This window comes from Bradyrhizobium sp. UFLA06-06 (assembly GCF_054820065.1).
The window spans coordinates 95839-107746 of record NZ_JADFUD010000027.1 but is presented as its reverse complement, the minus strand read 5'-3'; the positions used below and the strand labels follow the sequence as shown (position 1 = coordinate 107746).

Annotated in this window: 12 protein-coding genes; 6 read left to right on the top strand and 6 right to left on the bottom strand. The window is 64.6% G+C overall.

Going from position 1 to position 11908, the window contains the following annotated elements; translation table 11 throughout:
• Positions 1–138: 138 nt before the first annotated feature.
• The 4 genes from IF803_RS23280 to IF803_RS23265 are packed head-to-tail and all read right to left on the bottom strand — an operon-like array spanning position 139 to position 4178.
• Positions 139–1305, bottom strand: coding sequence for an acyl-CoA dehydrogenase family protein (locus IF803_RS23280; RefSeq protein WP_461193589.1), 1167 nt, complete (start codon positions 1303–1305; stop codon positions 139–141).
• Positions 1299–2096 carry an ABC transporter ATP-binding protein gene (locus IF803_RS23275; protein WP_461193588.1) on the bottom strand — a complete coding sequence of 266 codons (798 nt, stop codon included), beginning with the start codon at positions 2094–2096 and terminating at the stop codon, positions 1299–1301. The genes IF803_RS23280 and IF803_RS23275 overlap by 7 nt, the downstream gene beginning before the upstream one ends.
• Positions 2090–3106 carry an ABC transporter permease gene (locus IF803_RS23270; protein ID WP_038383988.1) on the bottom strand — a complete coding sequence of 339 codons (1017 nt, stop codon included), beginning with the start codon at positions 3104–3106 and terminating at the stop codon, positions 2090–2092. The genes IF803_RS23275 and IF803_RS23270 overlap by 7 nt, the downstream gene beginning before the upstream one ends.
• Entirely contained in the window at positions 3084–4178 is a 1095-nt protein-coding gene (locus IF803_RS23265) for an ABC transporter substrate-binding protein (RefSeq protein ID WP_028339421.1), read from the bottom strand. The genes IF803_RS23270 and IF803_RS23265 overlap by 23 nt, the downstream gene beginning before the upstream one ends.
• A 77-nt stretch (positions 4179–4255) precedes the next feature.
• Between IF803_RS23265 and IF803_RS23260 the strand changes: the two genes are divergently transcribed.
• From IF803_RS23260 to IF803_RS23250, 3 genes are all read left to right on the top strand, one after another.
• Positions 4256–4636: a hypothetical protein gene (locus IF803_RS23260; protein ID WP_461193587.1), complete on the top strand. Its 381-nt coding sequence runs from the start codon at positions 4256–4258 to the stop codon at positions 4634–4636.
• 18 nt (positions 4637–4654) lie between these two features.
• Entirely contained in the window at positions 4655–5641 is a 987-nt protein-coding gene (locus IF803_RS23255) for an ABC transporter substrate-binding protein (protein WP_461193586.1), read from the top strand.
• Positions 5642–5804: 163 nt separating this feature from the next.
• Positions 5805–6242: a hypothetical protein gene (locus tag IF803_RS23250; protein WP_461193585.1), complete on the top strand. Its 438-nt coding sequence runs from the start codon at positions 5805–5807 to the stop codon at positions 6240–6242.
• 56 nt (positions 6243–6298) lie between these two features.
• Here the strand turns inward: IF803_RS23250 and IF803_RS23245 are convergent, their stop codons facing one another.
• Entirely contained in the window at positions 6299–7252 is a 954-nt protein-coding gene (locus IF803_RS23245; protein WP_411780037.1) for a sulfonate ABC transporter substrate-binding protein, read from the bottom strand.
• Between the two features lie 165 nt (positions 7253–7417).
• On the opposite strand from IF803_RS23245, the gene IF803_RS23240 reads away from it, so the two are divergent.
• Positions 7418–8197: an SDR family oxidoreductase gene (locus tag IF803_RS23240; protein WP_461193584.1), complete on the top strand. Its 780-nt coding sequence runs from the start codon at positions 7418–7420 to the stop codon at positions 8195–8197.
• A gap of 167 nt (positions 8198–8364) precedes the next feature.
• Here IF803_RS23240 and IF803_RS23235 read toward each other — a convergent pair whose 3' ends face one another.
• Positions 8365–8664 carry an HU family DNA-binding protein gene (locus tag IF803_RS23235; protein ID WP_016843119.1) on the bottom strand — a complete coding sequence of 100 codons (300 nt, stop codon included), beginning with the start codon at positions 8662–8664 and terminating at the stop codon, positions 8365–8367.
• Positions 8665–9098: 434 nt separating this feature from the next.
• Between IF803_RS23235 and IF803_RS23230 the strand changes: the two genes are divergently transcribed.
• Complete coding sequence (locus IF803_RS23230) at positions 9099–10712, top strand: ABC transporter substrate-binding protein (protein WP_461193583.1); 1614 nt, start codon at positions 9099–9101, stop codon at positions 10710–10712.
• A 218-nt stretch (positions 10713–10930) separates the two neighbouring features.
• On the top strand, positions 10931–11908 hold the full coding sequence (locus IF803_RS23225; protein ID WP_304499138.1) for an ABC transporter permease: 978 nt from the start codon (positions 10931–10933) through the stop codon (positions 11906–11908).

Here is an 11908-nt window from a genome sequence, read left to right as displayed (position 1 = left end):
CCTTGGCCACCGTCTCGATATAGGGCGGATCGAGCACGGGCCCGGCGCGGACGATGGTCTCGGAGGCATTGTTGTTGGTGATGAAGCCGATGAACTCGACCGGCATGACGGGAACTCCGTTGTTGTTGGCTATTGTTTTCAGACGCCCAGCGCGGAGCGTCCGGCGGAGACACGGGTGGCATCGTCTTGCGGGGTATGGACGCGGCCGCACAGCACGTCACGGTAATGCCGCTCCAGCGGATTGGTGCGCGACAGGCCGTGATTGCTGGTCAGCGACAAGGCATCCTCCACCACTGCCGCGGCGTTATTGGTCACCGTCAGCTTGATGATGTTAGACTCGATCGCGGACAGCGGGAAGCCGTTATCGAAATCGGCCGCGAAGCTGTCGATCAGGCGGGCATTGACCGCAAGGCGAGCCTCGATGCCGCCGACGACCTCCTGCATCCGCGGCAAGGTCGCGAGCGGCGCCCCGAGATTGGCGGGCACCCGCTCCTTCAGAAATTTGACCAGCCAGTCGCGGGCGGCGCGGGCGATGCCGTCATAGATCGCGGCGACGAAGATCGCATGCACGGTCGCCTGGGTGACGTCAGGAACCTTCCAGTCGTCGGGCCTGCGGACGTCAATCTCGTAATCCAGCGGAAACACGACGTCGTCGAAGATCACGGTGTGGCTGCCGCTGGCCCGCAGGTGATCCCAGGTTTCCTCGATCCGCGTTCCCGGCAGACCGGCGGGAACCAGAAACAAGCCGACACGGGTCTCCGGCTCATCGGTCTTCGCCCAGACCGAATACCATTTCAGGATCGGCGCGCCGGTCGAATAGATCTTCCGGCCGGTCAGCCGCCAGCCGGTCTCGGTGCGGCGCGCCGTCGTCGCCGGCAGACCGCCGCGCGCGGGCGAGCCGAGCTCGGGCTCGACGCGCAATGCGTTGATCAGCGCCACGCCCTCGACCGTTTCCTTGGCGAGCTTGCGCGACAGACGTGCCGGCCAGCGCGTGCTGCGCGCCATCACCAGATGCTGGATGTAATGCATCGACAGCACCAGTGCGGTCGACGGATCGGCCTTGCCGATGATGCCGAGCACGCGCGTGGCGTCGCGGGCGCCTGCTCCGCCCCCGCCGAGCGCTGCCGGCACGGTCAGCGCCAGCAGACCTTCGCGCGAAAGATCGGCGAAATTCTCGAAGGGAAAGCTGGCGTCGCGGTCGTGCGCCGGCGCACGCGCGGCAAACACGTCGGCGAGCCGCAACGCGCGCGCGATATGCTCCGGCTCGTTCGCCTGCGGCAGCCCCCTTGCCGCTGTCGTCACCATGTCGCCTCCAGTCCGAGCAGGCCGAGGATCTGCTTGCGCAGCTCGGCAAGATAGGGATCGCCGCGATGCCGCGGGTACGGCCGGGCGACGGCGATGTCGGCCTTGATCCGCGCCGGCCGATCGGACAGCACGATGACGCGGTTGGCCAGCACCAGCGCCTCCTCGACGTCATGAGTAACGAGCAGCGTGGTAAAGCCCTTGCGCTGCCACAGCGCGACCAGCTCGGACTGCATCGCGATCCGCGTCAGCGAGTCGAGCTTGCCGAGCGGCTCGTCGAGCACGAGGATTTTGGGATCATTGACCAGCGCGCGCGCCAGCGCCACGCGCTGCGCCATGCCGCCGGACAGCTGGTGCGGATAGGCGTTGCGGAACGAGGACAGGCCGACCAGTTCGATGACATCATCGACACGGTGACGCTGCGCCTTCAGGATGCCCTGCGCTTCGAGGCCAAGCGCGACATTGTCCCACACCGTACGCCACGGAAACAGCGTCGGATCCTGGAACACGACAACCCGCGACGGATGCGGGCCGGCGATCCGCACTTCATCCTCGCGCAGCGAGCCGGACCGGGGCTTTTCCAGCCCCGCGACCAGCCGCAGCAAGGTCGACTTGCCGCAGCCGGACGGGCCGAGCAGCGCCACGAACTCGCCCGGCGCGATCGAGAGATTGACATTGTCGAGCACCGGCAGCGTGGCGCCATCGATATCGAAGGCGCGGCTGACGCCTTCGATATCGAGCTCGGCGCCTACCGCAGGATAGGTGATTGCTTCGGCGGCGGACTGCACTACCATTTGACGACGCCCTTCTGCCAGACCAGCAGGCGGTCGCGGGTGCGGAACAAGAGCGTGATCGCGCCGGAGCAGAGCAGCGACATCACGATCAGCGCCGCGTACATGTTGGCATAGGCCGCCCAGCCCTGCGCCCATTGCAGGTACCAGCCGAGCCCGGCCTTGACGCCGATCATCTCGGCGACGACGAGCACCGCAAAGGACGAGCCGAGCCCCATGAACAGGCCGACGAACACATGCGGCAGCGCGGCGGGGATCGCGACCTTCAGCACCAGGAACGACGGCTTCGCGCCGAGCGTGCGCGCGACGTCGTAATAGGCGCTGCTGACGCTCGCCACGCCCGACCAGGTCAGCACCGTCACCGGGAAGCCGGTGGCGAGCGCGATCAGGAAGGTCGAGGCGCTCCAGCTCGACGGAAAGGTGAAGAAGGCGATCGGCAGCCAGGCGGTGGCGGGCAGCGGGCCGATGAAACGCAGCACCGGATGCACCCAATAACCGATCTTCTGCGACCAGCCGATCGAGACACCGGTGATAAAGCCGACGGTTGCGCCGATGATGTAGCCGCCGAGCTGCAGCTTGATCGAGGCGAACACGCTGTCGAGCAGTTTTGGCAGATCGTCGGTGTAGACTTCGAGGATCGACTGCGGCGGCGGGAAGAACGGCAGCGGCAGCCAGGCGAACTTTGCGGTGGCGACCTCCCACAACGTCACGAAGGCGCCGAACGCCACCAGCCACGGCGCGCGTTTGCGCAACGCCTGACCGGCGCCGCCGAGATAATCCGCGCTGACCGTGCCGAACAGGATGAAGGCGGCGATGACGATCGCGCCGATGCCGAGCGATCCGGTCCGCGACCAGTCGCCGACATCGGGCCAATAAAGGCATGAGAGGCCAAAGGCGAGCCAGACGAGGCTCGCCGCAAGGCCGACACCGTAACTGCCGGAGAGGTTCGAGAACGTGACCGCTGCGCGCGGCGCGGGCGCGGCCGTCGTGTCAGACACTGAATACGTCGACATAGATCCGCTCCGCGAATTTGGCCGTGTCGGTGCTCTGCTTGAACACCTGCACCGTCTTGAGGTCGTCGGCGTAGCCCTTCAGCTCGCGCTTGAGCACCTCGCCGGTCGGATGATGGTGATGGGTGTGGTAGCGCGCCATTGCCTCGAGATCGGCGAGGCTCGCCGCCTTCGGCGCATAGGGCTGGAACGACTTCGCCGCCTTGTCCGGGTTCTGCGAGGTGAACATCGCGGCGTCGAGCAGCGCCTGGGTGATGGCGCGCGCGACTTGCGGCTCCTCGCGCACTAGGCTGCCGCGCAGACCGACGATGCAGCAGCTCTTGTCGCGATATTCGCCGTCGAGGTTGGAGGCGACCTCCTTGTATTGCGCATCCTTCAGCCAGAGATAGGCCAGCGGGTCCGACGACAGGAAGGCCTGCACCTCGCCCTTCTCGACCGCGACGTTGAGCAGGTTGCCGGGATAGGCGCGCCAGTCGACGTCCTTGATCGGGTCGATGCCGAGCTTGGCGAGCTGGATCGAGAAGAAATTCTTGTCGGGACCGGCGAGATCGCCGACCGCGACGATCTTGCCCTTGAGATCGGCGAGCTTGCCGATGCCGGAATTGGTGCGGGTCAAGACGCGCATGCAGCCGCCATGGGTGCCGGCGGCGATCTTGACGTCAAAGCCCTGCTCCAGCGGCTTCAGCCAGCGCAGCGCCATGCCGAGACCGGCGTCGCTCTTGCCGGTGGCGATCGCCTCCAGCAGCTGGTCGGTCGAGCCCGAATAGTTGACCAGCTCGACGTCGAGATTCTGCTTCTGGAAGAAGCCGTGGTCGATCGCGACCGGCAGCGGCGCAAGGCAGACCGCGCCGGCGTTCCAGGACAGCTTCAGCTTGCGCGGCGCGCCGGTCAAAGCGGGCGCATCGGACGCGGTCTTGCAGATCGGGAATTCGGAGAAGTCGATCGCCGGCGTGATCGCCCGCGGCGCGAAGGCCTGCGCGCTATACGCCCCGATCGGCGCGGCAAAGGCCGCGGCGGCGCCGGCACGCAGCAATGTGCGGCGATCCATCACCGTCTTCTTGTTATCTCTCGACATCATCACTCCTGCATTTCGGCAAGGCTCCGCCCCGCGCGCAAAACCTGTCCGTCTGCACGCCCCGTCGTTCGAAGCTCATGGTTTTAGAAAAAAGCGGATTTCTCCGGCGCGATTGCACTCAAAGCAACGTGCAAATGATGCGGCGCGACAAGTTCATCGTCAATGAAATGGAATTTCGAATGTTGTCGGCGCCACAGCCGAACTCTCCACGATCGCATCGCGCGGCGATGAAAGGATTTTCACGATCATCCCGCACGGAGATGCGGCGCGATCACCGCGACTGCATCAAATTTGAGCGTTTTGCGGTCGCATGCGCGATGTCTTCTACGCACGGCATGCCTGACGAGATCATCCTTGCCGCGCAGCCGGCGAATTCAGATTTCCGTTTCGTTGACGGCGAACGGCTTGCTCATAGACTCGATCGAACGCTGCCGCGCGTTCCGCCGCGCAGCGAATGAATCAGAAAGAAACTTCAAATGCGCAAACTGACCCGTTCGGGTTCTCCCTATACTTTCACCCGCCGCACGGCGGCCGCGCTGATCACAGCCGTGATCACGCTGTCGACGTCGGCTGCGGCACTCGCGGCTGACACGATCGTGCTGCGCGTCGGCGACCAGAAGGGCGGCAACCGCTCGCTGCTGGAAATTTCCGGCCTCGCCAAGGATCTGCCCTACAAGATCGAGTGGTCGGAATTCCCGGCCGCAGCGCCGATCCTGGAGGCGATCAATGCCGGCGCGCTCGACGTCGGCTACACCGGCGACCTGTCCTTCCTCACGGTCTATGCGTCGGGCGCGCCGATCAAGGCGATCGGCGGCACGCGCTCCGATGCGCGGACCCAGGCGATCCTGGTGCGCGGGGATTCGCCGATCAGGACGGCGGCCGATTTGAAGGGCAAGCGCCTTGCCGGCACGCGGGGCGGTTGGGGCCAGTTCCTGATCAATGCGACGCTGGAAAAGGCCGGCAGCAGGATCGAGGACGCGACCTTCGCCCCGCTCGGCCCGGTCGACGCCAAGATCGCGCTGCTCGCCGGCTCGATCGACGCCTGGGCGGTGTGGGAGCCTTACATTTCTTACGCCACGCTGAAGGACAAGGCGCGCGTCGTCGCCGACGGCGAAGGGCTGACGCCGACCATCACCTTTATCGTCGCCTCCGACAACGCCATCGCGACCAAGCGCGCGGCGGTGCAGGACCTGGTGCAGCGGCTCAACAAGGCGCGGCTGTGGTCGCTCGACCATCTCGCCGAGTATGCCAGGAACACAGCCGAGCTGACCAAGTTGCCGGAAGACGTGCTGCTCGCCGCCTACACCGCCCAGAAGACGAGCCCGATCGCGATCGACGAGGCCGTGGTGAAGGAGGTGCAGGCCGCATCCGATCGCGCCGCGCGCTACGGCATCCTCGGCAAGACGCTGGATGTCAGCAAGGCCGTCGACCGCAGCTTCACGGCAAGCGCGAGCTTGAACTAGCAGCGCGCGTGAACCGGGCACGCTCTTTCCTCACCTCGCCTTGAAAAGGAGAGGTCGGTTTGCGCAGCAAACCGGGCGGGGATCCTGCCTCCGCAGACGCCAGCGTCCGTGGAGGGCAACCCCCACCCCGCCCCCCCTTTCAGGGGGAGGGAGACAGACGGCGGTGCCCACGAGCATCAAGCCGCTCACCACAATGGAGACCTCCGATGTCCGGTCCGCTCCATCTCGCACTGATCGTCGCAGCGCATCTTGCCCGCATGACGCTGCTGGTGATGCTTTCGCTCTAGAGTTCCCGATACGCACAATGGCAATCAGGCAACGAACGGTTTTTGTGATCGAGACACGCCAGCATGCGGCGTTCGCGTTTGAGGCTGCGAGCCTTGCGCAGGCCCGGCAATTGCTGCGGACGCCATGGCTCGCCGCGGCCTTTGAGGCGTTTCATCGTCGAAACCGCCGGCCATCACCGCGATGCGAGCCCGCCGATATCCGTGCGGCCACCCCCGAGGAAGCCATGCTGTATCGCGACGTCGCCGATGAATTTGCCGACGGCTCCGATCGCTTCCTGGTCGCCGAGTTGCCCGATGAGGCCGGCGCTTCCTAGCAAACGCCATTGCCGGGGAGCGCGCTCGGGCTTGACTTATTGGGAGTGCCGCCGGCTCACTCCGTCTTCCATTCGGCATCGAATACGTTGATCGCCTTCGGGATCAGCTTGAGGCGGGTGAAGACATCGGCAATCTTCTGCTGCTCCGCAAGCACCGAAGCGTCCACGCGCCGGGCGCCGAGCTCGGCGCGATTGACCGAGCGCTCGATGATCTCGGCGGGCAGACCGATCTTCGGACTGAGTTCGGCCGCGTACTGCTTGCGATTGTCCCTGATCCATAGATCGATCTCGTCGATCGCCGTCAGCACGGTCGTCAGCACCTTCGGATTCTCTTCGGCGATCGGCCGCGATGCGATGTAGAAGGAAACGTTGGCTGCCAGGCCGCTCGCATCCGCAATGCTGCGCGCGCCGAGGCCGATTTCCGCCGCGGCATAATAGGGATCCCAGATCACCCAGGCGTCCACCGCGCCGCGTTCGAACGCCGCGCGCGCGTCCGCCGGGGCAAGGTAGACCGGCTCGATATCCTGATAGGTCAAACCGTTGGCTTCCAGCGCGCGCACCAGGAAGTAATTGACGTTCGATCCCTTGTTCAACGCGACGCGCTTCTTTCGCAGATCGGGAATCGTCTTGATCGGGCTGTCCTTCGGCACGATGATCGCCTCGTTTCGGGGCGACGCGGGCTCGTAGCCGGCATAGACGATGTTGGCGCCGGCGGCCTGCGCGAAGATCGGCGGCGCCTCGCCCACCGGACCGAAGTCGGCCGCGCCGATATTCAGGGATTCGAGCAGCTGCGGGCCGGCCTGAAATTCGTTCCAGCTCACCGTCCAGCCCAGCGGCGCCAGTTTCTGCTCAAGGATACCGCGCTCCTTGAGGAAGATCAGATTGCCGCCGCCCTTCTGGAACGCGATGCGAAAGACCTTGTCTCTTGCCTGCGCGGACGGAAGCGCGCTCCAGCCCAGAAGCAAGCCGGCCATCGCCAGCGCAAGACTTCGACCCAGCCAGTTTCGCATGCTCGCTTTCCCCCTCGAAAGACAGTATTGGAGATGGCAAGCGTGTTTGATTTTGCTGATCGCAGCAATTTCAAAGATGGGCGATTTCCGGTTCAAGCCTTTCACGCAGCATCGGTGCGGCAGAATTTCTTTGACGCCGGCCGCAACGACAACAGGGAGTGCAGCATGCAACTATCAATGAAGGACCGCGTCGCGGTGGTCACCGGCGGCAGCAAGGGCATCGGGATCGCGGTGGCGCGGCGGTTTGCCGAATCCGGCGCCAGGGTCGCGATCCTCGCCCGCGGCGCCGCCGATCTCACAGCGGCGCGCGAAGCGCTCGCCAGGGACGGCCTCGTGGTGCGCGATTACGTCTGCGACGTCGCGAAGGCCGCCGACATCACCAAGGCCCACGACCAGATCGTTGCCGATCTCGGCAAGATCGACGTGCTCGTCAACAACGCCGGCACCGCGCGCACGCTGGCGTTCGAGAGCATCAGCGACGAGGCCTGGCAGGAGGATCTCGACCTGAAATTGTTCGCCGCGATCCGCTTCAGCCGGCTGGTGTGGCCGGGCATGAAGCAGCGCAGATGGGGCCGCATCATCAACGTGCTCAACACCTTTGCCAAGGCGCCGGCCGGCAATTCCGCGCCGACCTCGGTGTCGCGCGCGGCCGGCATGGCATTGACCAAGGTGATGGCCAATGAAGGCGGCGAGCACAACATCCTGGTGAATGCGCTCTTGGTCGGCCTGATCATGAGCGATCAATGGGTCAAGCGGCATGCTGCCCAGGCGCCGGGCACGGATTTCGGGGAATTCGCCAAGGGCCTTGCCAAGGGCACCCCGCTCGGCCGCATCGGAACGGCGGAGGAGTTCGCCAACCTCGCCTGCTTCCTGGCCTCGGAGCAAGGCTCCTACATCACCGGCACCGCCATCAATGTCGATGGTGGCCGGTCGCCGGTAGTCTAGAGCCCCGGTCCTGGTTCAACCAGAACCAGGGCTCCAGATTCTGCTTTGGCGCGTTTTCTTCACGCGAACCGGTGTCCACTGCGCTCGAAAACGCTCAAGCGGGCAACCAACGGCAGGAAGCGACGGCTCAAAAGCAAAAGGCCTCCGTCACCGGAGGCCTTTTCGTCTTAAACCGCGTCCTTGGCGGCCTTGACCGGCCGTGCGCGGACGATCTTCCGGGCCGGCTTGGCCTTGAACATCATCTCTTCGCCGGTGAAGGGGTTGGTGCCCTTGCGCGCCTTGGTCGCAGGCTTCTTGACCACAACGAACTTCGCGAAGCCGGGGACGAGGAACACCCCGTTCTTCTTCAGCTCCTTGTGGCCGACATCGACGAGCGAGTCCAAAACGTTCTTGACGTCGCGCTTGGAGAGTTCGGTGGTGGTCGCGATCTTCTCGATCACTTGCGACTTCGACAGTTGGGTAGCCATGGTTGCTCCATTGATTCTGGAGTGGGCACGATATGGCGGAAAACGCCGAGAAAAACAGTGTTTTCTGCACTCCCCACCACAATATCGCTGTGGACAGCCCCCGAATCAGGGGTTTTTCCAGTGTTTTTTCCAGTCAAGGCGCTTCCGACCCCTAAATTTACAGGGTTTGCGCGGCTTCGGTGCTCCCGAAAACGCCCCCTTGAGAGAATCACCAGGCGCATCCCGCGCGGCCCGAGTGCGACAATGCTGCGCGCAATCCGGGTTGCGAGACGCTGCGGCAGGCCACTTCAGGTTTCGGAAACGATCCTCCAAAAGGCCAAGCCATTAGAAAATGACTCGGGTTCCCATTCCAAGGTAACATCGCGGAACGGCGGCCACGACCGATCTGCTGGCCGCCAAATGCAAGCCTTTATGTAAGTTCCGGAGACCCGCGTATGGATTTGAGCCGCCTCGAGATCAACCGCCGCACGGCCCTTCTGACCTCGGCCGCGATTGCTGCCAATGTCATCAATCCGATGCGGGCATTTGCGCAGGAAACCCCGCGCAAGGGCGGCGTGTTCAACGTCCATTACGGCGCCGAGCAGCGCCAGCTCAACCCCAGCATCCAGGCCTCGACCGGCGTCTACATCATCGGCGGCAAGATCCAGGAGAACCTGGTCGACCTCGACGCCAACGGCCAGCCGGTCGGCGTGCTCGCCGAGAGCTGGGAGGCGACGCCGGACGGCAAGACCGTCACCTTCAAGCTGCGCAAGGGCATCACCTGGCACGACGGCAAGCCGTTCACCTCGGAGGACGTCGCCTTCACCGCGATGAACATGTGGAAGAAGATCCTCAACTACGGATCGACGCTGCAGCTGTTCCTCACATCGGTCGATACGCCCGATCCGCAGACCGCGATCTTCCGCTACGAGCGGCCGATGCCGCTGAACCTGCTGCTTCGCGCCCTGCCCGACCTCGGCTATGTCTCGGCCAAGCATCTCTATGAGAGCGGCGACATCAGGCAGAACCCGACCAATCTGGCGCCGGTCGGCACCGGCCCGTTCAAATTCGTCAAATACGAGCGCGGGCAATACATCATCGCCGACCGCAACCCGGATTACTGGCGGCCGAACGCGCCCTATCTCGACCGCATCGTCTGGAAGGTGATCACCGACCGCGCCGCCGCGGCCGCCCAGATGGAGGCCGGCGAGCTGCACTACAGCCCGTTCTCGGGCCTGACGATCTCGGACATGGCGCGGCTCGGCAAGGACAAGCGCTTCATCGTCCAGACCAAGGGCAATGAGGGCAACGCCCGCACCAACACCATCGAGTTCAATTTCCGCCGCAAGGAGCTGTCCGATATCCGCGTCCGCCGCGCCATCGCGCACGCGATCAACGTGCCGTTCTTCATCGAGAATTTCTTGGGCGATTTCGCCAAGCTCGGCACCGGCCCGATCCCGTCGATCTCGAGCGACTTCTATCCCGGGCCGAACACGCCGCAATATCCTTATGACAAGGCCAAGGCGATCGCGCTGCTCGACGAGGCCGGTTTCAAGGCCTCCGGCGGCAACCGCTTCTCGCTGAGGCTCCTGCCGGCGCCGTGGGGCGAGGACATCTCGCTGTGGTCGACCTTCATCCAGCAGTCGCTGGGAGAAGTCGGCATCCAGGTCGACATCGTGCGCAACGACGGCGGCGGCTTCCTCAAGCAGGTCTATGACGAGCACGCCTTCGATCTCGCGACCGGCTGGCACCAGTATCGCAACGACCCCGCTGTCTCGACCACGGTATGGTACCGCTCCGGCCAGCCCAAGGGCGCGCCGTGGACCAACCAGTGGGGCTGGGAGGACAAGACCGTCGACAAGACCATCGACGATGCCGCCACCGAAGTCGATCCGGCCAAGCGCAAGGCGCTCTATGCCGATTTCGTCAAGGAGGTGAACACCGAGCTGCCGGTCTGGATGCCGATCGAGCAGATCTTCGTCACCGTGATCACGGCCAAGGCGCGCAACCACTCCAACACGCCGCGCTGGGGCTCGACGAGCTGGCACGATCTTTGGCTTTCGGCCTGATGCGTGGCTCACCCCTCATGGTGAGGAGCGCGAAGCGCGTCTCGAACCATGAGGCCCCGGTGGTGGCCTCATCCTTCGAGATGCTTGCTCCGCAAGCTCCTCAGGATGAGGAATTGGCCGGCGCGGACTGGCCCGTTGAAATCCGTGTCTTGACGAACAGATCGAAATGGCGCGACGAAAGTCGTCGCGCTCCAACTCCTTATCGGCCACAATAAGGCATGCGTATCCTGAGCCTTGCGGGGCGGCGGCTCGCCGCCTCGATCCCGACCCTGTTCCTGATCCTGATCGGCGTGTTCCTGCTGCTGCAGCTCGCGCCGGGCGACACCGTCGATGCGCTGATGGCGCAGATGGGCGGCGGCGATGCCGCGACCGCCGAGGCGCTGCGCAAATTCTACGGGCTGAACCTCTCGGTTCCGGCGCAGCTCGGCAACTATCTGTGGCACCTGGTCCGGCTCGACCTCGGCTTCTCATCGATCTACGGCAAGCCGGTGGCGACCGTGATCCTGGAACGGCTGCCGCCGACCATCCTGCTGATGACGGCGTCGCTGTCATTCGCGTTCTTCTTTGGCCTGGTGTTCGGCGTGATCGCCGCGCGTGGCGTCAACCGCTGGCCGGACACGATGATCTCCACGCTCGGCCTGATCTTCTACGCCACGCCCTCGTTCTGGTTCGGGCTGATGGCGATCGTGCTGTTCTCGGTCTATCTGCAGTGGCTGCCGCCGGGCGGCTTCGAGGATATCGGCAACGTGCAGACCGGGATCTGGCGCGTGCTGGATATCGCCGCGCACCTGGTGCTGCCGACGCTGACGCTCGGGCTGATCTTCCTCGCGATCTATTTGCGCATCATGCGCGCTTCGATGCTGGAGGTCTTGAACCTCGATTTCGTCCGCACCGCCCGCGCCAAGGGGCTGGACGAGACCCACGTCATCACCCGCCATGTGCTGCGTAACGCGCTGCTGCCGATGGTGACGCTGATCGGATTGCAGGCCGGCACCATGCTCGGCGGCTCGGTCGTGGTGGAGAGCGTGTTCTCCCTGCCCGGCCTCGGCCGCCTCGCCTATGAATCCGTGGTGCAGCGCGACCTCAACACCCTGCTCGGCATCGTCTTCGTGTCCGCGCTGCTCGTCATATCCGTGAACTTCGTCGTCGACCTGCTCTACGCGCGGCTCGATCCGCGCATCGCGGCGGAGGGCTGA